Origin of the sequence: Xanthomonas sp. LMG 8993 (assembly GCF_009835065.2) — a bacterium.
Taxonomy (GTDB): domain Bacteria; phylum Pseudomonadota; class Gammaproteobacteria; order Xanthomonadales; family Xanthomonadaceae; genus Xanthomonas; species Xanthomonas arboricola.
Genome location: NZ_QVIF02000008.1, coordinates 1 through 23,293 on the forward strand (window position 1 = coordinate 1; position 23,293 = coordinate 23,293).

General features: G+C 67.8%; 25 protein-coding genes and 1 pseudogene. 12 read left to right on the top strand and 14 right to left on the bottom strand.

Annotation, left to right across the window (positions count from 1 at the left end; translation table 11 throughout):
• Positions 1-536: 536 nt before the first annotated feature.
• A complete protein-coding gene (locus DYQ94_RS14705) occupies positions 537-821 on the bottom strand; it encodes a DUF4031 domain-containing protein (protein WP_024940290.1) in 285 nt (94 codons plus the stop codon).
• Positions 822-830: 9 nt separating this feature from the next.
• Positions 831-1,412 carry a hypothetical protein gene (locus DYQ94_RS14710; protein WP_126966598.1) on the bottom strand — a complete coding sequence of 194 codons (582 nt, stop codon included), beginning with the start codon at positions 1,410-1,412 and terminating at the stop codon, positions 831-833.
• 298 nt (positions 1,413-1,710) lie between these two features.
• Between DYQ94_RS14710 and DYQ94_RS14715 the strand changes: the two genes are divergently transcribed.
• Entirely contained in the window at positions 1,711-1,926 is a 216-nt protein-coding gene (locus DYQ94_RS14715) for a hypothetical protein (protein ID WP_160955152.1), read from the top strand.
• Here the strand turns inward: DYQ94_RS14715 and motB are convergent.
• The 3 genes and pseudogenes from motB to msrB all read right to left on the bottom strand — a co-directional run bounded on the left by motB (position 1,901) and on the right by msrB (position 4,840).
• A pseudogene (motB, locus tag DYQ94_RS14720) lies at positions 1,901-3,096 on the bottom strand (flagellar motor protein MotB). The gene DYQ94_RS14715 and the pseudogene motB sit on opposite strands and share 26 nt — an antisense overlap.
• A gap of 10 nt (positions 3,097-3,106) precedes the next feature.
• Positions 3,107-3,961 carry a flagellar motor stator protein MotA gene (gene motA / locus DYQ94_RS14725; protein ID WP_024940287.1) on the bottom strand — a complete coding sequence of 285 codons (855 nt, stop codon included), beginning with the start codon at positions 3,959-3,961 and terminating at the stop codon, positions 3,107-3,109.
• 414 nt (positions 3,962-4,375) lie between these two features.
• A complete protein-coding gene (gene msrB / locus DYQ94_RS14730) occupies positions 4,376-4,840 on the bottom strand; it encodes a peptide-methionine (R)-S-oxide reductase MsrB (protein WP_102253354.1) in 465 nt (154 codons plus the stop codon).
• A gap of 417 nt (positions 4,841-5,257) precedes the next feature.
• Here msrB and DYQ94_RS14735 point away from each other — a divergent pair, with 417 nt between their 5' ends.
• Positions 5,258-5,689, top strand: a complete 432-nt coding sequence (locus DYQ94_RS14735; protein ID WP_126966600.1) for a hypothetical protein — start codon at positions 5,258-5,260, stop codon at positions 5,687-5,689.
• A gap of 39 nt (positions 5,690-5,728) precedes the next feature.
• Here the strand turns inward: DYQ94_RS14735 and DYQ94_RS14740 are convergent, their stop codons facing one another.
• On the bottom strand, positions 5,729-6,208 hold the full coding sequence (locus DYQ94_RS14740; protein ID WP_024940284.1) for an Lrp/AsnC ligand binding domain-containing protein: 480 nt from the start codon (positions 6,206-6,208) through the stop codon (positions 5,729-5,731).
• 148 nt (positions 6,209-6,356) lie between these two features.
• Here DYQ94_RS14740 and DYQ94_RS14745 point away from each other — a divergent pair, with 148 nt between their 5' ends.
• Both DYQ94_RS14745 and alr read left to right on the top strand, forming a co-directional pair.
• The gene (locus tag DYQ94_RS14745) at positions 6,357-7,646 is read left to right on the top strand and encodes a D-amino acid dehydrogenase (RefSeq protein WP_039525213.1); all 1,290 of its coding nucleotides are present in this window, start codon (positions 6,357-6,359) and stop codon (positions 7,644-7,646) included.
• Positions 7,646-8,746, top strand: a complete 1,101-nt coding sequence (alr, locus tag DYQ94_RS14750; RefSeq protein ID WP_046344495.1) for an alanine racemase — start codon at positions 7,646-7,648, stop codon at positions 8,744-8,746. Before DYQ94_RS14745 ends, alr begins: the two co-directional genes overlap by 1 nt.
• 215 nt (positions 8,747-8,961) lie before the next feature.
• Here the strand turns inward: alr and DYQ94_RS14755 are convergent, their stop codons facing one another.
• Entirely contained in the window at positions 8,962-9,537 is a 576-nt protein-coding gene (locus DYQ94_RS14755; protein ID WP_024940281.1) for a DUF3016 domain-containing protein, read from the bottom strand.
• Positions 9,538-9,786: 249 nt separating this feature from the next.
• Here DYQ94_RS14755 and DYQ94_RS14760 point away from each other — a divergent pair, with 249 nt between their 5' ends.
• From DYQ94_RS14760 to DYQ94_RS14780, 5 genes are all read left to right on the top strand, one after another.
• On the top strand, positions 9,787-10,233 hold the full coding sequence (locus DYQ94_RS14760; RefSeq protein ID WP_046346071.1) for a hypothetical protein: 447 nt from the start codon (positions 9,787-9,789) through the stop codon (positions 10,231-10,233).
• Positions 10,220-10,510 (top strand): hypothetical protein, encoded by a 291-nt coding sequence (locus tag DYQ94_RS14765; RefSeq protein ID WP_104574587.1) that lies wholly within the window; start codon positions 10,220-10,222, stop codon positions 10,508-10,510. Before DYQ94_RS14760 ends, DYQ94_RS14765 begins: the two co-directional genes overlap by 14 nt.
• A 107-nt stretch (positions 10,511-10,617) precedes the next feature.
• Complete coding sequence (locus DYQ94_RS14770) at positions 10,618-12,651, top strand: hybrid sensor histidine kinase/response regulator (protein ID WP_160955162.1); 2,034 nt, start codon at positions 10,618-10,620, stop codon at positions 12,649-12,651.
• Between the two features lie 125 nt (positions 12,652-12,776).
• Positions 12,777-13,085 carry a DUF3247 family protein gene (locus DYQ94_RS14775; protein WP_016903450.1) on the top strand — a complete coding sequence of 103 codons (309 nt, stop codon included), beginning with the start codon at positions 12,777-12,779 and terminating at the stop codon, positions 13,083-13,085.
• Between the two features lie 87 nt (positions 13,086-13,172).
• The gene (locus tag DYQ94_RS14780; protein ID WP_024940276.1) at positions 13,173-14,507 is read left to right on the top strand and encodes a PQQ-dependent sugar dehydrogenase; all 1,335 of its coding nucleotides are present in this window, start codon (positions 13,173-13,175) and stop codon (positions 14,505-14,507) included.
• Between the two features lie 110 nt (positions 14,508-14,617).
• Here the strand turns inward: DYQ94_RS14780 and DYQ94_RS14785 are convergent, their stop codons facing one another.
• On the bottom strand, positions 14,618-14,878 hold the full coding sequence (locus DYQ94_RS14785) for a hypothetical protein (protein WP_087962350.1): 261 nt from the start codon (positions 14,876-14,878) through the stop codon (positions 14,618-14,620).
• Between the two features lie 192 nt (positions 14,879-15,070).
• Between DYQ94_RS14785 and DYQ94_RS14790 the strand changes: the two genes are divergently transcribed.
• On the top strand, positions 15,071-16,138 hold the full coding sequence (locus DYQ94_RS14790) for a class I SAM-dependent methyltransferase (protein ID WP_054592389.1): 1,068 nt from the start codon (positions 15,071-15,073) through the stop codon (positions 16,136-16,138).
• Complete coding sequence (locus DYQ94_RS14795) at positions 16,135-16,848, top strand: pseudouridine synthase (protein WP_126966601.1); 714 nt, start codon at positions 16,135-16,137, stop codon at positions 16,846-16,848. The genes DYQ94_RS14790 and DYQ94_RS14795 overlap by 4 nt, the downstream gene beginning before the upstream one ends.
• A 74-nt stretch (positions 16,849-16,922) precedes the next feature.
• Here the strand turns inward: DYQ94_RS14795 and DYQ94_RS14800 are convergent, their stop codons facing one another.
• From DYQ94_RS14800 to DYQ94_RS14825, 6 genes are all read right to left on the bottom strand, one after another.
• Positions 16,923-17,729, bottom strand: coding sequence for an SDR family oxidoreductase (locus DYQ94_RS14800; RefSeq protein WP_104567937.1), 807 nt, complete (start codon positions 17,727-17,729; stop codon positions 16,923-16,925).
• 187 nt (positions 17,730-17,916) lie between these two features.
• A complete protein-coding gene (locus DYQ94_RS14805) occupies positions 17,917-18,477 on the bottom strand; it encodes a DUF1415 domain-containing protein (RefSeq protein ID WP_016903456.1) in 561 nt (186 codons plus the stop codon).
• A gap of 135 nt (positions 18,478-18,612) precedes the next feature.
• A complete protein-coding gene (locus DYQ94_RS14810; RefSeq protein ID WP_126966602.1) occupies positions 18,613-19,440 on the bottom strand; it encodes an alpha/beta hydrolase in 828 nt (275 codons plus the stop codon).
• Positions 19,427-21,166, bottom strand: a complete 1,740-nt coding sequence (locus DYQ94_RS14815; protein WP_126966603.1) for an ATP-binding response regulator — start codon at positions 21,164-21,166, stop codon at positions 19,427-19,429. Before DYQ94_RS14815 ends, DYQ94_RS14810 begins: the two co-directional genes overlap by 14 nt.
• A complete protein-coding gene (locus DYQ94_RS14820) occupies positions 21,159-21,623 on the bottom strand; it encodes a hypothetical protein (RefSeq protein WP_126966604.1) in 465 nt (154 codons plus the stop codon). The genes DYQ94_RS14815 and DYQ94_RS14820 overlap by 8 nt, the downstream gene beginning before the upstream one ends.
• 133 nt (positions 21,624-21,756) lie before the next feature.
• Positions 21,757-22,242, bottom strand: coding sequence for a YajQ family cyclic di-GMP-binding protein (locus DYQ94_RS14825; protein WP_016903460.1), 486 nt, complete (start codon positions 22,240-22,242; stop codon positions 21,757-21,759).
• A 106-nt stretch (positions 22,243-22,348) separates the two neighbouring features.
• Between DYQ94_RS14825 and DYQ94_RS14830 the strand changes: the two genes are divergently transcribed.
• Complete coding sequence (locus tag DYQ94_RS14830; protein ID WP_054592383.1) at positions 22,349-23,245, top strand: DMT family transporter; 897 nt, start codon at positions 22,349-22,351, stop codon at positions 23,243-23,245.
• The last annotated feature ends 48 nt before the right edge of the window (positions 23,246-23,293 follow it).

Consider the following 23,293-nt stretch of genomic DNA (forward strand, 5'->3'; position numbering starts at 1 on the left):
AACGGCGTGCCGTCATGTGCAGAGGGATGCCGCCGGTCGTGAAGTTGCAGGCCTCTTTACCAGGAGGCTTACTCGGCACAGCGCTTGCCACGTAGGAGCGTGCCTGCGCGCGACGGGCATTACCGGGACGGCTCCTCGCGCTCAGGCGCGCTCCTACAACGGCGTGCCGTCATGTGCAGAGGGATGCCGCCGGTCGTGAAGTTGCAGGCCTCTTTACCAGGAGGCTTACTCGGCCCAGCGATTGCCACGTAGGAGCGTGCCTGCGCGCGACGGGCGTTACCGGGACAGCTCCTCGCGCTCAGGCGCGCTCCTACAACAGCGTGCCGTTATGGTGCGGAGGGGATGCCGCCGGTCGTGAAGTTGCAGGCCTCTTTACCAGGAGGCTTACACGGCCCAGCGATTGCCACGTAGGAGCGTGCCTGCGCGCGACGGGCGTTACCGGGACGGCTCCTCGCGCTCGGGCGCGCTCCTACAACGGCGCGCCGCCGATCAGCCCGCGGTTGCGCATCCCAAATCCCGACTCCCCAATCCCCGCCTCAAGGCGCCTCGCCGCGCGCCTGTGCACGCGCGTTGGCGATCAAGGCCTTGAGCAGGGCGCGGTCGGTGTGACGGGAGATCGCAATGGCACCGAGCGCGATCGCTTCGGCGCGTAGCGTTGCGGACACATCGTAGTGCGCGCCGCTGAGTTTGTTCTGGAAGGCGCGGCGGGGAATGCCCAGCCGCGCCGCCATTGCATGCAGCTCGTCCAGCGTATCGCCGAGCAGGTGCGCCCAGCGCTGCTCGCGCCACGGATGCACCGCATCGTCGACGTAGACGGCCACGGGCAGGCCTTAGGCCTTCTTGCCCTTCTTCTTGCCGCCGTCGGTTGCGTCGTCGGTGTCGTCCTGCGACGCGTCGCCTGCGGTCTCGGCAGCGGCGTCTTCGGCGGTGGCATCAGCATCGGCATCGGTGTCCGCGTCGGCATCTGCCGGGGCATCGCCTGCCTCGGCGTCTGTGTCTTCGGCTTCGCCGTCGTCGCCTTCAGCGTCGCTGTTCTCGAACTCGGACACCAGCGTGGTCAGGTATTCCTCGGCGGTCTTGCCGTCTTCGGCGGCCAGGTCGTCGATCATCTGCTGCAGCTGGGTGGAGTATTCCAGCGAGATGGTCTTGCCTTCCTTCTCCTGCAGATTGGCCAGGTGCTTGAGCATGGCCAGCATCGGCACCGGGTTGTCGGCGCTGCCCATGGTCTGGCCGCCGATCGACAGCAGCCATTCGCTGCCGTTTTGCAAGCCGATCGCAGCGACCACGCGGCCGTCGGCATCCTGCAGCACGGCATGGTTGGCGATCTGCGGCGCCTGGCCCAGACGGACGATCGGGCGCTTGGGTTGGGACTTCTTGCGCTTGTCGCGCTTGGCCTTGGAATTGCGGGACACGGTGTTCTCGACGCTGGGAATGGCCGACCATTCTAGGCGCTTGCGCGTGACCCGGCTCGGGTACCGCCGCCAGGCCGATGAACGCCGGCCGCGCCGGGGGATGCTGCTGTCGGCGCTTCCGGCGTTGCGAAGGCCGCTGACGCCGATATGCCGGACAGGCTGCAGCGGCTGGCACCGCGCGTCTGCCGGGCGCCAACGCGCGATTGCCGGTCAGGATCGGCATTCAGGACGACAAGCCCTACAAGCCCGACAAGCCCGACAAGCCCGACAAGCAGCCCGCAGGGCGACCAGATCCGGGATGCAAATCAAGTTCGGGATGCACATCGGATTCGACATGCACGATAACGTCTGCCGTCTGCCGTCTGCCGTCTGCCGTCTGCCGCCGCCCGCTGCCCGCTGCCCGCTGCCCGCAACCGCCAAGAACGCCAAGAACGCCAAGAACACCAAAAACCGCCAGGCAACCTCAGGCCAAGTTCCCGCAGCCGCCGTCAGCGCCGCGCGGGTACTTCGCTGACCGCAGTGCGCGGTGCGGCCACGGCGGCTTCGGCAGCCTTGGCCAGTGCGGTGGCCGAAGCCACCTGGCTGCGCGTGGAGACGCGCGGTGCCGCCGGCGCGGCGCTGGTGACCGGGGGTGCTGCAGCAGGCGGTGTGGCGCTGGCCGCAGCCGCAGGTCCACCCGCCGGCGCAGCAGCGCTGGGTCCTGCCGCAGGCAGCGCGGCCGGGGTCCCCGCCGCGGTGGTGGCGGTTGCTGCGGCACTCAGATCCGGCACATGGGTGTCGGCATCGTGGGTCGGCTTGCCCAGCGCAATGCCCTGGCCGGCGCCGGCCAGCGCGGCCTGTTCGGCATCCTGGGTCATCACCACGATGCTGATGCGGCGGTTGATCGGGTTCTGCGGGTCGGTCTTGTCGAACAGCACCGACGAGGACAGCCCCACCACGCGGGTGACCTTGGCATCGTCCATGCCGCCGCCCACCAGCGCACGGCGCGCGGCATTGGCGCGGTCGGCGCTGAGTTCCCAGTTGGTGTAACCGGTATCGCTGCTGTAGGCGGTGGTGTCGGTGTGGCCGGTGATGCTGATGTGGTTGGGCACCTGGTTGATGAAGCTGGACAGCTCGCGCAGGATCGCCACGGTGTACGGCTTGAGCTGGTCGCGGCCCATGTCGAACATCGGCCGGTTCTGCTTGTCCACGATCTGGATGCGCAGGCCGTCCGGGGTGAGGTCGAGCAGCAACTGGTCCTTGAACGGCTCCAGCGCCTGGCTCTTGTCGATGGCCTCTTTCAGGTCCTGCATCAGCGCTTCCAGGCGCTTTTTGTCCCTGGCGCGGCTGTCCTCGTTGGTGTCGGCAGCGTTGTCGCGCTTGCGGCCCATCTCGTCCTTCTGCCCCTTGGCCATGTCGGCGGTGCCGCCGAGCTTGATCATCGAGGTGCTGGCGCCACCAGGGCCGTTCATGCCCGGCGAGGGGCCGGCGACTTGCCCGACAACGGGCTGGGATTGCGGAAGTATTCCGAGATCGCCGCGCGCTGCTCCTTGGTGGTGGCGGCCATCAGCCACAGCACCAGGAAGAACGCCATCATCGCGGTCACGAAGTCGGCAAACGCCACCTTCCAGGCGCCGCCATGATGGCCGCCGCCCTGCACCTTCTTGACCCGTCGGATGACGACGGTGGATTTGCCCTCGGCCATGACCGCGGTCCTACTTGATCGTCTTCAGGTGCGTTTCGAAATCCGCAAAGCTCGGACGCACGTTGGAGGGCAGCGTCTTGCGCGCGAATTCCAGCGCAATCTTCGGGTTGTAGCCACGCAGGCAGGCCAGCAGCGCGGTCTTGACCGCCTCGTACATGCGCCCGTCCTGCTCGGCGCGCGCTTCCATCGCCGCGGCCAGCGGTGCGACGAAGCCATAGGCCAGCAAAATGCCCAGGAAGGTGCCGACCAGGGCGGCGCCGACGTGGTGGCCGATCTCCTCGATCGGCCCGCCGATCGAACCCATGGTGATCACGATGCCGAGCACGGCCGCCACGATGCCGAAGCCGGGCAGGCCGTCGGACACCTTGCTCAGCGCATGCGAGGGCGCCAGCGCCTCGTGGTGATGTTTTTCCAGCTCCAGCTCGAGCAACGGCTCCAGCTCGTGCGGCTCGATATTGCTGCCGATCATCAGGCGCAGGCAGTCGGTGATGAAGTCCAGCAGGTGATGGTCGGCGACCACCTTGGGGTAGTTGCCGAAGATGGTGCTGTCCTGCGGTTTTTCGACGTGATCTTCCAGCGCCATGAAGCCATCGCGGCGCGCCTTGTTGAGCAGCTCGTAGATCAGGCTCAGCGTGTCCTTGTAGTCGTCGGACTTGTACTGCGGGCCCTTGAACACGCCCAGGATGCTGCTGAAGGTCTCCTTGACGATCTTGCCGGGCGTGCTGACCAGAAACGCGCCGAACGCCGCGCCACCGATGATCATCAGCTCGTACGGCTGCCAGAGCGCGCCCAGCTTGCCATGCGACAGCACATAGCCGCCGAGGACACTGACGATGACGACGATGAAGCCGATGATGATGAGCATGGCGCAGCCAAAAGCAAACAGGGTTGCTGTTGTTTCGGCTTGCGCGGCGGATTCTTGAAGCGCACGGCGTGAAGGTGTGCGGTGTAACTGAACGATCGCTTGGTGGATCGCTTCTTCACGCGGCAGGTTGCGGCGCTGTCGTTGCTAGCGCTAGGTGCGCTCAGGCCGTTCCAGCCCTTGATTGAAGGGCTTTGCGGCGCGGATACCCACTGCAAGCAATCTCTGCAACGCTCGTCGTGACGTAGTTTGGCGCAGCTGAGTCGGCGCTTGGTCGCAATGATGGTTCGACGCACTGCCGGGGTCGCTGCGCTGCGTCGCCGATGCGGCAGCGCCTGCCAGTGGGCGCATAGGTAGGCGCAGGTGTTGCAGGCATGCATCCGGCACGGAATCCCCGGGCCGGATGCATGTGTCGGCTCAGGCCGGTTGCGCTTCGGCGCCTGCGCGCTGCAAGGGGTTGGGCAGGACCTGGCCGTTTTCGGTAAAGCCCAGCGAGACCGAGTTCAGGCAGTGGCGTTCGCCGGTCGGCGGCGGGCCGTCGGGGAAGACGTGGCCCAGGTGGCTGTCGCAGCGCGCGCAGACGATCTCGGTGCGGATCATGCCGTAGCTGGTGTCGCGGATTTCGCGCACATGGGCGGTGTCGTACGGGGCAAAGAAGCTCGGCCAGCCGGTGCCGGATTCGAACTTGGCGCTGGAGCGGAACAACGGCAACCCGCACAGGCGGCAGGTGTAGACGCCGTCGAGCTTGTTGTCCAGGAACACCCCGCAGAACGGCGCTTCGGTGCCATGGTGCAGCAGCACGCGCTGTTCCTCGTCGCTGAGCCCGGCGATCAGGGCGTCGCGTTGGGCGGGGGAGGGAGGGGTCAGATCGAACTGGCTCATGGGGTTCTCGCATGCGCGCGCTGGCAGGGTGCCGCGCCTGCACCCGTGATGTGGGCGCTGTCGGCGTGGTTCAAGCGTGCCGGGACCAAGCCCCTCTCCCGCCGGGGCGCCACTGCACAGCTTGCGCGCCACTGGCGCGCGTGCCTTGGTGCGCCTGCGCCGCTGGCGCAGGGCGGGGCGCGGAGCGGGGTTGGGGTGAGGGCACGGCGGCGAAGCCACGACGCAGTACTGATTGCCAGGCTTCACGCACCCTCATCCGGCGCTGTGCGCCAGCTTGTCCCGATGGGAGCAGACAAGTGCCTTTCGCGCCGCACTCATCTCGCGAACGCGTTCAGGCCATAGCCGGCCCGATGCATTGCCGCAGCACGCCGGCGCCCCCATCCAGTGAGTACTCCTCGATCAAGCACGGTGTCCGTCATGGCGATCCCTTCTTCAATGCGCGGCCTGCTGCTGTGTGGCCTGCTGGCTGCCGCCAGCGCTGCGGCGGCGCAATCGGCCACCAGCACACGCTCGTCCAATACGCTGCAGCCGATCACCAGCCCGACGCCCGCCCAGCCCACGCTGACCGCGCCGCGCGCAGTGCAGCCCGCGCCGGCCACGGCTCCGGTGCCATCGCAGCTCGGCCAGCGCCCGTCCGCGCCCACCATCCCGACCCGTGGCCCGGCCCAAACGCCGGTGGCGCCGGCCGGCAGCCAGGTTGCGCCGGCCAGCGCGCCGATGGTCTACGACCGCAATGGCCGCTTGCTGCAGGGCATGCAGCCGGCCGGCGCCAACCGCGTGCTGGATACCAAGACCGGGCGCTATTACGACGCGGTCCCGGCCGGTGACGGCATGCGCGTGGTGCGCTGACCCGCGCCGTTACCAATCCCGACTCCCGAATCCCAAATCTCAGCCCTCGATCGGCAACGCCAGGGTCTCCTTGACCTCTTCCATCACGATGTAGCTCTTGGACTCGCGCACATGCGGCATGGTCAGCAAGGTGCTGCCGAGCAGCTTGCGGTAGGAGGCCATCTCGCTGATGCGCGCCTTGAGCAGGTAGTCGAAATCGCCCGAGACCAGATGGCATTCCAGGACGTTGGGCAGCTTGAGCGCGGCGCGCCGGAACTCCTCGAAGATGTCGCCGGACTTGTAGGCCAGGCTGATCTCCACGAACACCAGCAGGCTGGCCTTGAGATAGTGCGGGTCCAGCCGTGCGTAGTAACCGGTAATGGCGCCATCGCGCTCCAGCCGGCGCACGCGCTCGGTGCAGGGCGTGGTCGACAGGCCCACCCGCTCGCCCAGTTCGGTAAAGGAAATCCGCCCCTCCTGCTGCAGGATGCGCAGGATCTTGCGGTCGATCTTGTCCAGCTCGCGGGTGCGCGTCGTCATCGGGTCTGCTTCCACAGGGTTTGACAGGAGGATTCACTGCCAAGGCGGGCCGATTCCAGAAATGGCACTGCCTGGCTCGCAATATACTGCGTCTAACTGTCCCCCTCGGCGCCTGCTTGTGGGGGAATACCCTTTCCAGGAGAACGACATGCGGGTGCTCATTCTCGGTAGTGGCGTCATCGGCACCACCACGGCCTGGTATCTGGCGCAGGCCGGTTGCGAGGTCACCGTGGTCGACCGCCAGCCGGCGGCGGCGCTGGAAACCAGCTACGCCAACGCCGGCCAGCTGTCGTTCGGCTACACCTCGCCGTGGGCCGCGCCCGGCGTGCCCGGCAAGGCGGTGAAGTGGCTGTTCGAGCAGCATGCACCGCTGTCGATCCGGCCCACCCGCGACCTGCGTCAGCTGGCCTGGCTCAGCCAGATGCTGCGCAACTGTACCGCCGAGCGCTATGCAGTGAACAAGGCGCGCATGGTGCGCATGTCCGACTACAGCCGCGATTGCCTGAACGCATTGCGTGCCAGCACCGGCATCGAGTTCGAGGGCCGTCAGCTCGGTACCACCCAGCTGTTTCGCACCCAGCAGCAACTGGATGCCGCCGCGCAGGACATTGAGGTGCTGGCCCAGTACGGCGTGCCCTACGAGCTGCTGACCCCGGCGCAGATTGCGCAGTTCGAACCGGGCCTGGCCGGCGGTGGCGCGCAAATGGCCGGCGCCCTGCGCCTGCCCGAGGACCAGACCGGCGACTGCCGGCTGTTCACCCAGCGCCTGGCCGAACTGGCCGCGCAGGCGGGGGTGGAGTTCCGCTACGGGCAGCAGATCGAGCATCTGCAGCACGCAGGCGGGCGCGTCACCGGCGTGCAGATCGATGGCCGCATCGAGACCGCCGACCGCTACGTGCTGGCGCTGGGCAGCTATTCGGCCGACCTGCTGCTCTCGCTCGGCCTGCACCTGCCGGTGTATCCGCTCAAGGGCTATTCGCTGACCATCCCGATCGTGGATGCCGCGCGCGCGCCGACCTCCACGGTGCTGGACGAGAGCTACAAGATCGCGCTGACCCGCTTCGACGACCGTATCCGCGTCGGCGGCATGGCCGAGGTGGCCGGCTTCGACCTGTCGTTGAATCCGCGCCGCCGCGCCACGCTGGAGATGGTGGTCAACGACCTGTTCCCCGGCGCCGGCGATCTGGCCCAGGCCGAGTTCTGGACCGGCCTGCGCCCGGCCACGCCGGACGGCACGCCGGTGGTCGGTGCCACGCCGTATGCCAACCTGTTCCTCAATACCGGCCACGGCACCCTGGGCTGGACCATGGCCTGCGGCTCGGGCCGCTATCTGGCCGACCTGATGCAGGGCCGCACGCCCGACATCGATAGCGAAGGCCTGGACATCTTCCGTTACCTGTCGCCACGCAGCGCCCGCGCGCAGCAGGAGGCTGCGTAGTGCGTCCTGCGCAAGCGTTGATCGACCTGGACGCATTGCGTCACAACTACCGCCTGGCCAAGCGCCTGGGCGGCAGCAAGGCCCTGGCGGTGGTCAAGGCCGATGCCTACGGCCACGGCGCGGTGCGCTGCGCGCAGGCGCTGGACGGCGAGGCCGACGGCTTTGCGGTGGCCTGCATCGAAGAAGCCCTGGAGCTGCGTCAGGCCGGCATCCGCGCACCGATCCTGCTGCTGGAAGGGTTCTTCGAACACGACGAACTGCGCCTGATTGCCGAGCATGATCTGTGGACGGTGGTGGCCACGCCGCAGCAGGTGCGCGCGCTGGCCGAGTTCCAGAGCCCGCGTCCGTTGCGGGTATGGCTGAAGCTGGACAGCGGCATGCACCGGCTGGGCCTGTCACCGGAAGACTTTCGTGCGGCGTGGTTGCGTCTGCGCGGGCTGCCGCAGATCGCCTCGCTGGTGTTGATGACCCATCTGGCGCGCGCCGATGAGCTGGAGTGCAGCCGCACCGACGAGCAGGCGGTGGCGTTCGCACTCACTGCAGGCGGCATGCAGGCCGAAACCAGCCTGCGCAATTCGCCCGGCCTGCTCGGCTGGCCGGCGCTGCGCAACGATTGGTCGCGCCCGGGGCTGATGCTGTATGGCGCAAACCCGTTTCCGCAGGACACCGACACCACCGCGCAACTGCGCCCGGTGATGACGCTGCGCTCGCGCATCATCTCCGTGCGCGAGCTGCCGGCCGGCGAGCCGGTGGGGTACGGCGCCCGCTTCGTCGCCGAGCGGCCCACCCGCGTCGGCGTGGTGGCGGCCGGTTATGCCGACGGCTATCCGCAGTTCGCCCCCAACGGCACCCCGGTGCTGGTGGATGGACAGGTCTGCCCGCTGATCGGGCGTGTGTCGATGGACATGCTGACCGTGGATCTCACCGAGCACCCGCAGGCCGACATCGGTGCGTCAGTGCAGCTGTGGGGAGATGCGCCGCGCGTCAGTCCGCTGGCAACGCAGTGCAATGTCAGCGCATATCAACTGCTGTGTGGACTCAAGCGCGTGCCGCGGACGTATGTGGGTGAGGCGGCAGTGGGCGAGGGAGTCACGCGGTGAGATGTCTCTTCTCCCATCGGGAGAAGGTGCCCCGAAGGGGCGGATGAGGGGACGCGAAGCCACACTTGGAACGACAGGTGGGCTTCGCCCGTACCCTCACCCCAACCCCCGCTCCGCGCCCCGGCCTGCGCCAGCGGCGCAGGCGCACCAAGGCACGCGCGCCAGTGGCGCGCAAGCCGTGCCGTGCCCCAACGGGAGAGGCTTGAAGCGGCTGCTTACAGCCCGGCGGTACTCCGGTCGCCGCGGAACTGCTTGCGCACCCAGTCGTCGATCATCGCCTTTTCGAAGCGCAGCGGATCGCTGTCGGTCAGGCGCGGGCCGCTCATCAGAAACGCCGAATCCACCAGCTTGCGTTCGCCCTGGTCGATCACCTGACCATCGGCGCCGGTCAGCGTGTAGTTGAAGCTCAGGCGCGGCGGGTAGATGTCCTTGACGATGCGCACGTCCTGCATGCGCGGCCCGTGCCAGGGCTCATACTGGCCGGCGCGGCGGATGTCGGTGATGGTCACGCTCAGGCGCTGGCCGTCGGGCAGCTTGCGCGCGGCGCTCTGCTGGAAATAGGTCGCCAGCTGGGTCACCCAGTCGCCACGCTGCGCTTCCCAGCGGTTGCCGCTGAAGCGCACTTCGGAAAACTGCGCCGGGTCGGTCCAGCGCACATCGACCTTGCCATCGCCGGTCAGCGCGCGTGGCGCCTGCGGGTCGGTGACGTTGCGTACACGTGCCTGCGCGCCGGTTGCCGCGAGCAGTCCTGCCAGCAACAGGCTGGCGCCGCAAAGGCTGGAACGTTTCATGGAAAGTCTCCAAGCGGAAGGTACGTGGACGTACCGGGCGTCATTGCAGTGTGGGGGCGCGTCTGACCGCCCGCAACGCTTGCCGCGCAAGGGCTTGCCGGCCATTGCCACGCGGTTAATCCGCAGCGCTGGCGCCATGACGGCGGGTTCACCGCGCCTGCGCCTGCGCTTCACGGCGCAGCCAGGAAGATCGCCAGCATGGACACCCACTCTTTCCGCACAAAGTCAGCCTCTTCGGCGCCGGCACACCTGCCGTCGGACGTGCGCCTGCAGTTCATCGACTGGGCGAAACAACACGGCCATAACCCCTCCACCGGGGCCGCCGCCTTCGTCGCCCTGCAAAGCGATGTGGATCTGGATCTGGCGACCCGCGCGCTGCGGATGGAACCGGGAGCCTCGCCGCGCGATGCCTTGCGCGAACACCTGGCCGCGCTGGCGCGCCAGGGCGATGTGGCGGTGCAGTTCCCGCCGGTCTACGCCTACACCGCCGCCAACGGGCTGGAATACCGCTACTCGCTGATGCTGGTGATCGCCGAGGATTGCGTCGAGTGGACCGGGCGGGTCTGGCAGGACCTGGATTACCAGGGAATGCTCACCGGCCGCGGCCAGGGTCCACGCGCCAACTACACCCAACTGGCGCGGATGGCGCTGGAACACGAGCTTGATCAGGAGCGCCCCCGTTATGTCCAGGCATGAACTCGAACTGCAGTTGCCGCTGGGCGCACAGGTCGCCACCGGCGAGGATGGTTTCAGCGAGCGCTGCCGCAGCGAATGCGCCAAACTTGGCCTGTCGCGGGTGCGGTTGCTGTTGCTAGACGCCGAGTACGCGCGTTCCACCGCCTGGCGCGAAGAAGCGCAGCGCTGGATGGACGAGCAGTTGCGCCGCGAAGGCGAGTGGGTGTTTCGCGGGGTAGTCGCCGGGATCGTGGTGCTGGCGGCCTGCATCGCGCTGTGCGCGGCGCTGCTGTGGTGATTCCTGGGGAGCCGGTGGCACGCGCGTGAACCGGGTCGGCCGGCTGTGCACCCGCTGACGACACCGGGCGTGGTTTCATCTGCTCGTCATCCGCCCTGGCATCACCCCTGGATCCCGATTTGAGCACCTCGACCACCAGCCCCGATCTGGCTACCAGCCACCCGGCAGCCCTCGCCGAGCCCTTCCTCGACCCGGGGATGTACCACGAGATCTTCCATAATCTGGACGCGGGGTTCTGCGTCATCGATATGGTGTTCGATGGCGACAAGGCCATCGATTACGTGATCCGGATGACCAATGGCGCGTTCGAGCGCTACACCGGTCTTTCCAATGTATTGAATGTCTCCATTCGCGGCATGCTGGTCGATCACGAACAGGAATGGTTCGACCGCTACGGCCATGTTGCCCGCACCGGCAACCGCATCCACTTCGAAATGCAGGCCAAGGCATTGCGCCGCTGGTATTCGGTGGACGCATTCCGGGTCGGGCAGCCGGAGCAGGCGCGGGTGGCGGTGTTGTTCATGGACATCACCGAGCGCAAGCGGGTGGAGCGCGAGCTGGCCGAGAGCGAGGCACGTTTCAGCGCCCTGGCCGATGGCCTGCCGATGCCGGTCTGGGTGCTGGACGCGCAAGGCGTGGTGCGCTTCGTCAACAGTGCCTATGGCGAATTTTTCGGCATCGATATTTCCAGCGGCACGGTGTCGGCCTGGAGCGAGTTGCTGCATCCGGACGACCTGTCGATCTTCCAGTTCGAACTGGCCACCGCATTGGAAGAACAGCGCGGCCTGCATGCACTGGTGCGTGCGCGCCGCCACGACGGGCAGTGGCGCTGGATCGAAATGACCGCCACGCCGCGCTATTCGGCCGACGGGCGCTTCATCGGCCTAGCCGGCAGCAGCCCGGACGTGACCGAACAACGCGAGATCGAACTGGCGCGCGAACAGCTGCTCGAATCCGAGCGCAGCGCACGCAACGAAGCCGAGAGCATGGCGCGGCTGAAGGACGAGTTCCTGGCCACCTTGTCGCACGAGTTGCGCACGCCGCTGACCACCATCCTGGGCTGGAGCGAGCTGCTGCTGCAGCGGGTCGAGGAAGGTCATCCCAATTACAAGGGCCTGTCGGTGATCGCCAGCAGCGCCCGTGCGCAGAAACGCCTGATCTCGGACATGCTCGACCTCAGCAGCATGTTGCTGGGCAAGGTGCAGCTGGAGGTCGAGTCGCTGGATCTGGTCGAACAGGTGCGCGAGGCCCTGAACACCCAGGAGCTGGCTGCCGAAGGCAAGGACCAGGTGCTGGAAGTACATGCCCCGTCCACGCCGTGCCTGGTGCTGGGCGATGCCACGCGGCTGCAGCAGGTGCTGTGGAATCTGCTGTCCAACGCGATCAAGTTCACCCCGGCGCATGGCCGCATCGACGTCACCATCGAGCGCGACGACGGCCACTTGCTGGTCGCGATACGCGATTCGGGCGACGGCATCGCAGCGGAGTTTCTGCCGCATCTGTTCGGCCGCTTCCGCCAGGCCGACGGCACTACCACGCGCCAGCATGGTGGGCTGGGCCTGGGCCTGGCGATCGTACAGCAGCTGGTGGAAATGCATGGCGGCCAGGTCAGCGCCACCAGCGGCGGCCGCGGCAAGGGCGCCACCTTCACGGTGCGCCTGCCGGAGCATATTCCCGATCAGGCCAGGAGGCCGCGGCGCGAGCTGCGCCGACGGCTGATGTCCGAGCAGATCATCGAAGCGCGCGCGCTCAATGGCTTGCGCCTGCTTGCGGTGGAAGACCAGCCGGACATGCTCGATTACCTGCGCCGCCTGCTGGAAGAGCAGGGCGCCGAAGTGGTCACCGCCGGCAGCGCCACCGATGCGCTGGCATTGATCGATCATCGCGGCCACGCACGCTTCGATCTGATGCTGACCGACATCGGCATGCCGGGCATGGATGGCTACGGGCTGATCCGCACCGTGCGCGAGAATATGGGGCTGGACGCGGCGGCACTGCCGGCCGTGGCAGTGACCGCCCTGGCACGCGACGACGATCGCAAGCGTGCGCTGGACTCCGGTTTCCAGGAGCATCTGGCCAAACCCTACAGCGTCGCCCAACTGGTCACCGCGGTGCGTGCCGCGCGCGAATCGGTGGAGTGAGACCGCAGGCGGCGCCGATGTCGCGCCGCTGCTCCGGCTGACAAGCACGGGTGAAAGAGGCTGTTTACTGCCTCTTTCACGGCCGATGGCCTAGCGTGGTGCATTCCCTCGATGGAGATGACGCCATGTCCAGATACGCCCCGCATGTCTATTCGGAACAAGTACAGATCGCCACGCTCGAACATTGGGTGTCGCTGCTCGGTGGCCAGGAGCGCGTGCGCGTCGAGCTCGACGACGGCAGCATGATCAGCGGCACCGTCGCCGTGCGCCCGAGCATCCAGACCTATCTGGACGACCAGCAGCGCGAAGGCCTCAACGGCCAGTTGCGCATCGACCAGCTGGATGCCGCGCAGGAGCCGCACTGGATCTGGATGGACCGCATCGTGGCAGTGCACCCCTTGCCGCTGGGCAGCGATCCGCAAGCCGCTCCCTGAGTCACGCATTGACGATGTGTTTACTTCTCGTCATGGCGTTGACGGCATGATGGCCGATTGTCGTAACTGTTCAGGATCAATCGCGCAATGAATGCTCCCGCGTTGAAGCTCGCCCGCTGGCCGCTGTCGCTGATGACCGTCGCCCTCCTCGCCGCCTGCGGCGATACCGCCACGCTTGCCATCGAACAAGGGACCGGGCCGAACCCGCAATTGCCCGAGCCGGTCAAACGCCTGATCCCCACCGTCAAGGTGGCGCCGGTCAAGCGCTGGACCGAGAACGCCAAGCCGATCGCTGCCGACGACCTGCAGGTGGCCGCGTTTGCGCGCGACCTGGATCACCCGCGCTGGGTCTATGTACTGCCGAACGGCGACGTGCTGGTGGCCGAGACCGCCGAGCCGCCCAAGCCGGAAGACGCCGAAGGCGGCGGCATCCGCAAGAAGGTGCAGGGCGCGATGATGAGCAAGGCCGGCGCCGTGGTGCCCAGTGCCAACCGCATCACCTTGCTGCGCGATGCCGACGGCGACGGCGTGGCCGAAGTGCGCACCCAGTTCATCAGCGGGCTGTTTTCCCCGTTCGGCATGGCCCTGATCGGCGATCGTTTCTACGTGGCCAATGCCGATGCGCTGGTGAGCTTTCCGTACAAGCCCGGCGAGACGCATATCACCGCCAAGCCGACCTTCGTGGCCAATCTGCCCGGCGGCCTGAATCATCATTGGACCAAGTCGCTGCTGGCCAGTGCCGATGGCAGCAAGCTGTATGTCGGCGTCGGTTCCAACAGCAACGTGGCCGAAAACGGCATGGAGGCCGAACTCAACCGCGCCGCGATCCTGGAGATCGACCCGGCCACCGGCAGCAGCCGGGTGTTCGCCAGCGGCTTGCGCAATCCGGTCGGCACCGCCTGGGAGCCGCAGAGCAAATCGCTCTGGGTGGTGGTCAACGAGCGCGACGAGATCGGCAGCGATCTGGTGCCGGACTACCTGACCTCGGTGCGCGACGGCGGCTTCTATGGCTGGCCCTACAGCTATTACGGCCAGCATGTGGACGAGCGGGTCAAACCGCAGAACCCCGAGCTGGTGGCCAAGGCGATCAAGCCCGACTACGCGCTGGGCCCGCATACCGCCTCGCTGGGCCTGAGCTTTGCCAGCGGAAGCCTGCTGCCGGAGCGCTTCCGCCAGGGCGCCTTCATCGGCCAGCACGGCTCGTGGAATCGCGACCCGCCCAGCGGCTACAAAGTGCTGTTCGTGCCGTTTGTCGATGGCAAGCCCAGCGGCACGCCGATCACGGTGCTGGATGGTTTTCTGGATGCCGAAGGCAATGCGCAGGGGCGCCCGGTGGGCGTGAGCCCGGACAATACCGGAGCGCTGCTGGTGGCCGACGATGTCGGCAATGTGATCTGGCGGGTGACACCCAAGGCGCGCTGATCCAGACAACGCGCTGGCTCAGGCGTTCAAACGAAAAAAACCGGGCCCAGGCCCGGTTTTTTCATGCGTGTGCCGCGATCGTGCGCGGTGCCACGCCAATGCGCCCACGCTCAGCGCGGCGGTTCGGGCGAAGCACTGAAGCGGCGCGCATAGCCACGTTCTTCGGTGATCCGGCTGATGTCGTCATCGGCCATTTCCGGGGCGCCATACACCGCATATGCCACGCTGCCATCGTCGCGCTCGCCGACCTGGTGCAGGCGGTAACGCGGCCGGCCCGCACCGGTGTTTTCGGGGTAGTGCATCGGTGGCGGGGTGTCATCCAGATCCATTTCGCTGTTGTCGACCACTCCACCTACGAACAGGGCTCGCATCGCGTCTCTCCGGTATTGGTGTGATTCCAGCCTAGGCGGGCGGATGTTGCGTGCGCATCAATAGACCGTATAGACATTGGAAGGGCCGCCGTCTGCAGGTCACGCAATCGAATGCCCGCCCAAGCGGGCGCCAGGGCGGGCGGCAGGCAGCGCTCCCTTACAATGGCGGCCTGTTCCCGACCCGATGATCCGATGGCTGGCCCGCACGATGCCCCGCTTCAAGCTCTGTTTCTGCCCTTCGCCCAGGGCGTGCTGCCATGGCCCAGCGGCCCGGTGCTGTTCCTGCGCGCGCGCGACGGGTTCCCGCTGCGCGAGCATGCGGCTGCCGATGCGCTGACCTGCGAGCAGAGCTTTCGTCCCTTCGCCGAGGCGCTGGAGCGCAATGGCTGGAACGTGCGCGAAGAGAGCGAGATCGAGGCCGACAGCACCCGTTACGCCCTGGTGCTGGTGTTGCCGCCGCGGCAACGCGAGGAAGCGCGTGCCCTGTTCGCGCGCGCGGTCGCGCTGGCCGCACCGGGCGGCCGCGTGGTGGCCTGCCAGTCCAACAACGAGGGCGCGCGCTCGGGCGAGGCGGATCTGCGTCAGCTCACCGGCCTGGCCGGCAGCCTGACCAAGCACCATTGCCGCACCTACTGGAGCGCACCGCTGCCTGCCGACACCGATGCGGCGCTGCAGGCGCGCTGGGCCGCGCTGGATGCGCCGCGCCCCATTCTGGATGGGCGCTTCGTCAGTCGCCCCGGCGTGTTTGCCTGGGACCGCATCGATCCTGCCTCGGCGCTGCTGGTCGAGCATCTGCCGAGCACCCTGGCCGGACACGGCGCCGATCTGGGCGCGGGCTTTGGCTATCTGTCGGCCGAGGTGCTGGCGCGTTGCCCCAAGGTCACCGGGCTGGATCTGTACGAGGCCGAGGCGCGCGCGCTGACCCTGGCGCGGCGCAACCTGCAGGCCATCGCGCATCCGGCGCAGCTGCAGTACCACTGGCGCGACGTCACCGCTGGCCTGGGGGCGCAGTACGATTTCATCGTCAGCAACCCGCCGTTCCACACGCCTTCGCGTGCCGATCGCCCGGATATCGGCCAGCGCTTCATCGCCGTGGCCGCGCAGGCGTTGCGCCCGGGTGGGCAGCTGCTGCTGGTCGCCAACCGGCATCTGCCCTACGAGTACGTGCTCAACGAAAGCTTCGGGCAGGTGCGCGTGGCCGCCGAACGCGACGGCTTCAAGCTGATTTCCGCCGTGCGCGGTCGCGGAGCGCGCGTATGAAGCTGGTCAAGCACATCGCCAACCTCGGCTACGGCAGCCGCAAGCAGGTGACCCAGCTATTTCGCCAGGGCGCGGTCACCGACGCCGCCGGCGAGGTGCTGTATGCCGACGACCAGGTGGAGCACGATGCGATCCGTATCGATGGCGAACCGCTGGATCCGCCGGCGGGTTTCAGCCTGCTGTTGCACAAGCCCGGCGGCTACACCTGCTCGACCAAGGACACCGGCCGGCTGATCTACGAACTGCTGCCGCCGCGCTTCCGTTTGCGCGCGCCGGTGCTGGCGCCCGTCGGGCGGCTGGATCGCGAGACCAGCGGCATGTTGCTGATGACCGACGACGGCGCGCTGCTGCACCGGATCATTTCGCCCAAGTCGGCGCTGGACAAGGTTTATGACGTCATCCTGGCCGAGGACCTGCGTGGAGACGAGGCGGGGCTGTTTGCCAGCGGCACGCTGTTGCTGGACGGCGAAACCAAGCCGCTGCTGCCGGCCGAACTGGACGTGCTCGGCCCACGCGAGGCACGCCTGACCCTGCACGAAGGCCGCTACCACCAGGTGCGGCGCATGTTCGCCGCCGCCGGCAATCACGTGGTGGCCTTGCACCGCAGCCGCATCGGTGGCTTGTCGCTGGATGGTCTGCCGTCCGGGCAATGGCGCGCGCTGGAGGCAGGGGATCTTGCGGTGTTGTTCGGCCGCAGCGAGCAGGCCTGAGCCACGCCGCTAGTGCTTGCGCCTGCGGCGCTTCCGGCCTGCGGTTTGCTGCAGGCCGCCTGCGCGGCAATGCCTCAGACGTACTGCATCTTGCGCGACATGCCGCCATCGACGATGAAGTCCTGCCCGGTCACAAAGCCGGACAGCTGCGGCGACAGCAGATAGACCGCCAGTTGCGCGATGTCTTCCGGCGTGCCGACCCGTCCGGCCGGATGCTGGGCATGGTCGCGCCGTGACAACTTGGGTGTGCGCCGGCGCGCCGGTGCGCGCCAAGCGTCGGTGCTGATCCAGCCCGGACTGATGCTGTTGACGCGCACCTGCGGGCCTTCGCTCAGCGCCAAGGCGTGGGTGAAGGCCACCAGCCCGCCCTTGGCGGCGGCATAGGCTTCGCTATGCGGCTCGGATTGCCAGGCGCGGGTGGAGGCGATGTTGACGATCGCACCGCCGTCCTGGGCCTGCGCCAATGCGGGCAAGGCCTGCTTGCTGCACAGGAAGGCGCCATGCAGGCTGGCCAGCCTGCGATTCCACTCGTCCCAGTCCAGTTGCGGCAATGGCGCCACATGCGGATCGGCCACGCCGGCGTTGTTGACCAGGCCATCGAGTCGCCCGAAGCGGGTGAGCGCGGTGGCGATCAGGCGCGTTGCCTGGGCCGGGCGCGCGGCATCGCACCGCACGAAGGCACTGCGTCGCGGCAATGCCCACTCCTGCAGGCAGGCCTTGCCGGCATCGGCATCCAGGTCGCCGATCACCACGCTGCCACCGGCGCCCAGCACCGCCTGCGCGATGCCACGGCCGATGCCTTGGGCGCCGCCGGTGATCACCACCACGCGGTCCTGCAACGGGGAGGGATTCCATGCGGAGACGGCGGGGGTCAGGGGCATCGGGCGCACCAGGGGAGTGAGGTCGCGCGCACTGTAACGCGGGCGCCGTGGTGGCCGTAGCAACGCGATCGCCGCGCGCGAGGCATGCAGATTGGTGGCTTGCCCGCCGTTATCGCGTCATGCCGCGCCGCTGCGCGCCGGCATCGCTGCGCGTTTCAGGCACGCGCAACCGCACCCGATGCGGCGGTCAGTGCTGCGATGCGCTCAACAACCGTTCCCAGCCGTCCTGGCCCAGGCGTTCCAGCGTCTGGATATTGCGTTCGACGATCACGTCCGGATCCGGAAACGCGGCCACCGCACGCTCCACGCTGTCTTCGCGCAGCAGGTGCAAGGTGGGGTAGGGCGAGCGGTTGGTGAAGTTGGCCACGTCATCCACCGCCGCGCCTGCGAACTGATAGTCCGGATGGAAGCTGGCCACCTGCAACACGCCACCCAGATCCAGCGCTTCCACCGCCGCATCGGCGTTGTCGAGGAAGTCGTTGTAGTCCAGGAAATCGGTGAGCACGTCCGGATGCACGATCAAGGTGGTGTCGATCTGCTCGGCCGGCGTGTCGCGCAGCAACACCAGCTCCTCGGCCAGTTGTTCGAGCAACGCTTCGGGCGTGCTGGCATCGCTGAGCACCAGCCGCACCTGCTCCTTGACGTAGACCGCCTTGGCGAACGGGCACAGATTCAGGCCGATCACCGCGCGCTCGATCCACTGGCGGGTGGCGGTCAACGGGTCGAGCGTGGCAGGCGTGGTCGTCATCGTGGCGGCGGCGTGATGGTGGGCCAGTGTATGCGATCGCTGCCGGCGCGGCCGCCTGTGCCGCTGCAGCGCAGCGCGGAGCCGGCGCTTGGCGGAATGCGGGGAGAACTGCAGCAGTTGCTGCGCTGACGCAGCCTAGGTGGCATCCGCATGCGTGTTTGCGCCGACATGCGCACGCAGGAACGCACTCGATGCCTGCGCAACTTTATCGGCGTGCAGGGTCTTGTGCGGCGAGCCGATCGCATGCGCGCCGGTGTCGAAGGCCATCGCGCAGGTGTGCTCCGGCGCGCTGCCGAGCGCAGCGAACATCGCCAGCATCGCCGGCACCGAGGCGGTGGGATCCTCCTCGCCGTTGGCAGCGCGGTAATAGCCCAGAAACACCGGGCATTGCACGCGTGGCCACGGTGGATCGGCGGCAACCGCGTCGAACAGGCTGCGCAGCGCGCGGAATCCATCCGGGTGGATGGTGCCGGACCAGAACGCCAGCGACGCGGCGGTGCGCGGGCGCGGGTCGGTCAAGGGCGTTTGCGCGGCGCAGACCTGATCCAGCAGCGCCGGGTCGGCCGGCCGGATGCCCGGTGACCAGGCGACCACCGCAGCCACCGCGTCGGGGCGCTGCGCCGCAAGCCACAAGCCCAGCGTGGCACCCATGGACGAGCCGACGATCGCCACGCGTGTGCCCATGCGCCGTGCCTGCGCCAGTGCATCCAGGGCCGAGGCCTGTAACGCCGCCGGCGTCAGCCCCTGCATCGCATCGGCGGCGCTGCGGCCATGCCCGGGCCAACGGTGCACGTACAGGTTGGCAGCCAGCGCATCGGCGATCTGCTCGGGCAGTTCGCCGGCTTCTCCCGGGCTGGCGGCGAACCCGTGCAGGTACAGCAGCGCCAGCGGCGTGCGTGTGCGCGCGGCGGTATGCCAGTGCCGGCGTGCCGCATTGCCCGGTTTCAGGTCAGCCGGTTGCATGGGTGGCATGCGCGGCGAGGATGGCCAGCAATTGGTGCGCGTTGATCGGTTTGGACAGATAGCCGGCCACGCCGGCCGCGGTGGCCTCGCGCATCGAATCGGTGCGGGTGTCGGCGGTCAGCACGATGATCGGCGGCAGCGCGGCGATCGCCGCGCGCGCCTCACCCAGCGCGTCCCAGCCCGAGGTGCCGGGCATGTGCAGGTCGAGGAACACCAGGTCCGGCGCTGCCTCGCGGATGCGCTGCACCGCGTTGCTGCCATCGCTGTGAAAGCTCACCCGGTGCCCAGCGCGGGTGAGCAGATTGCCGATCACCAGCCGATTGGTGTCCATGTCCTCGAACACCAGGCAGTGCAGCGGCGGCACCGTCTCGGCATGCTGTTGCAGGGCCTCGCGCAGCGCCGGCGGGCGGCAGCCTTGCGCTGCGGCGGCGGCCAGTGCGAAGGTCCAGCGAAATACGCTGCCGCCGCCGGGGTTATCGCGCACGCTCAGGCTGCCGCCCATCGCCTCGGACACCGACAGCGCAATGAACAGGCCCAGCCCGACCCCGCCCTCGGCACGGCTGAAACCGGTGCTGAGCTGGGTGAAGGGCGTGAAGATATAGGCCTTCTGGGCGTCGGGGATGCCGATGCCGGTATCGGTCACGGTCACCGCGATCGCCCAGCGCTGCTGCACCTGCGTGGCGGCGATCAGCACGTCGACCGCGCCACCGGCCGGGGTGAACTTGATCGCATTGATGACCAGGTTGGTGATGACCTGTTCGATACGCCCCTCGTCGCCGATGAGGTCAGGCGTCTGCGCCACATCGCTGCGCAGCGCCAGCGCCACGCCCTTGGTCGACGCTGCACTCGCGCACACCGCTTTGACCGTGGCCAGCACGTCGAGCAGGCTCAGCGGCTTGCTGTGCAGCTGCAGCCGACCACCGTCGATGCTGGCCACGTCGATCACTTCGTTCACCCGATGCCGCAGCGCGATCGCATTGACCGTCACCGCCTGCATCAGTTCGCGCTGTTGCGCCGACAAGGTGTCGCTGTCGATCAGCTGCGCGCAGTTGATGACCGCGTTCAACGGCGTGCGCAGTTCGTGGTTCATGGTGCTGATGAAGCGGCTCTGCGCATCGCGCGCGGCCAGCGCCTGCAGGGCGATCTCCTGCATTGCGCTGACGATGCGCGCCACCAGCAGCGGCAGCACCACGCTCAGCGCCACTGCATACACAAAGTAGGCCGGCCGCGACAGCCAGTAGCCGGCCGGCGCGGTCAGCAGCATCAGCACGAAGGTGCTGAGCAGCACCGGCAGCGTCGCCTTCTGCCCATAGCGCGCCACCGCGGCGATGGTGATGAAGGGCAGGAAGGCGTTCAGCGACATCAGCAGGATGAAGGCCAGATAGGTCTGGATGCCGATGAACAGCAGGTTCATCGCAAACCCGATCGCATCCAGCCACTCGCCCGGCGGGATGATCCTGCGTCGCACCAGCACCATCCAGACCACCGCCACCATCCACAGCGTCGCTGCGGTGGGGAAGACCGCCTGTGCATCCCTGACCAGCACCGGCTGCGGCCCGTACAGCCAGCCGAAGCACCACAGCGCCACGATGGTCTGCACGATCACCCGGCCGACGCAGGCGCGATATTCCAGGAACGATTCGAACAGCCGCACCAGCCTGTCGTTGCGCAGCTGCCGGGCAGCCAGGATCAGGCCGGGCGCCGCGCGGTTGGATCCACTACGCATCGGGGGCGGTGTCGTCGTTGGGGAGGGTGCGCCGGTAATTCTCGACCAGCAGGCCGGCCGCGGTCGCAATCGCGGTGTAGCGCTGCGCAAGCGCGGACCCCGGTTCGCCGCCGTCGACATCGCCGCGCAACCGGTCGCAGGCGTTCAGCAGTTCGCCAGAGCCGGTCAGCGAGAGCGTGTTCTTGAGCGCATGGATCTGCTCCAGTGCCTGCGCCTGGGTGGTGCTGGCCTGGCCGAGCGTGCAGCTGGCGATGGCGCGCTGCACTTCCACCGCAAACGCATCGGCAAACGCCGCGGCCGCCAGCGGGTCCAGCCCGGCCAACGTGTGCAGCGTCGAGCCGGCTTCGATGCGTGGCTGTGCGTGCGTCACGGCGCACGCCGTCCCGGCAGCGGGCGGCGCCTGCGGCACTGTGGCCGGGTGCGCGCGTTGCAACAGGCTGGAGAGCAGGCCACGCATGCTTGCATCAGATCCGTAACGCGCCGGCGCGCGCGTGGCCGATGCCCGGGTAACGGACGGCCGACACATCGCGCTGCGCGGCCCGCCTGCACAGTGCGGCACGACAAGGCGCCGTGTCAGCCACCAAGCCTGCTCAGTCGCGGAAGTTGTCGAACTGCAGCGGCAGCTCGAAGTCGGCCTTCTTCAACAGCGCCATCGCGTCCTGCAGATCGTCGCGCTTCTTGCCGCTCACGCGCAGCTTGTCGCCATTGATCTGCGCCTCGACCTTGAGCTTGGCTTCCTTCAGCTTGGCCACCAGTTGCTTGGCCTGCTTCTGCTCGATGCCCTGCTTGACGGTGACCTTCTGGCGCGCACCGGCCAGGTTGGTTTCCATGTCGCCGAACTCCAGGCAACGCACGTCGATGCCGCGCGCCAGCAGGCGCGCGCGCAGGATGTCGGTCATCTGCTTGACCTGGAAGTCGCTGGGCGCGGACTGGTTGATCGCCTTGCCGTCTTCCAGCTCGAACCTGGCCTCGACCCCCTTGAAATCGAAGCGCGTATCCAGCTCGCGGTTGGCCTGGTCCACCGCATTGGTCAGTTCGTGCTTGTCGACTTCGGACACCACGTCGAAGGAAGGCATGCAAAGCTCCTGCTGTCTGTAAACAGCCGCCATTCTAGGGCATCGCGTCATCGCCCCTGTCGACACAGGGTTGCCAGGCTGCGCGCACGCGCAGCGATAATGGTCCATGCCCACCACCCGCTCTCCGCTTCCCGCCATCGCCTGGATGGTGGCCGCCGTGGCCTGCTTCTCGCTGATGGATGCGGGAATGAAGCTGCTGTCGGCGCATTACCCGCCGCTGCAGGTCACCCTGCTGCGCGGCGCCGCCTCGCTGCCGTTCGTGCTGGTGTGGGTATTCGCCACCGCCGGACCGCGCTCGATCGTGCCGGTGCGCTGGGGCCTGCACCTGCTGCGCGGGGTACTGGGCATGGTGATGATCGGCTGCTTCGTCTACGGCCTGAAGCGCATGCCGCTGTCGACCGCCTACACGCTGTATTTCGTCGCCCCGCTACTGGTGGCGGCGCTGTCGGTGCCATTGCTGGGCGAGCGGGTCGGGCCACGCCGCTGGACGGCGATCGGCATCGGCCTGGTCGGGGTGATCGTGGTATTGCGCCCAGGCGTGGACGGGCTGATCTCGCTGCCCGGGCTGATGGTGCTGCTGGCGGCCACCGCCTATGCCATCGCCGCCATCACCGTCAGTCTGCTGACCCGCACCGACACCCCGCAGGCGATGGTGGTGTGGTTCCTGCTGTTCATGGCGGTCGGTGCCGGCCTGCTGGCCATTCCCGACTGGGTGCCGTTGCGGGGCGAGCACGCCTGGCTGATCGCCGGCATGGGCCTGGCCGGCGCACTGGGGCAGATTGCGCTGACCCAGGCCTTCCTGCGCGGCGAGGCCTCGATGATCGCGCCGCTGGAATACACCGGCCTGGTCTGGGTGATCGGCTGGGACTGGCTGCTGTGGCAGACCCTGCCCGACAGCTGGACCTGGACCGGCGCCGGCATCATCGTCGCCAGCGGGCTGTATCTGCTGCGCCGGGAGCGGATTCGGAAGGCGGATCGGCCGATGTCGTTGGATAAGCCGTGATTGGGGATTCGGGATTCGGGATTCGCAAAAGCCAGAGCACCTTGCCGT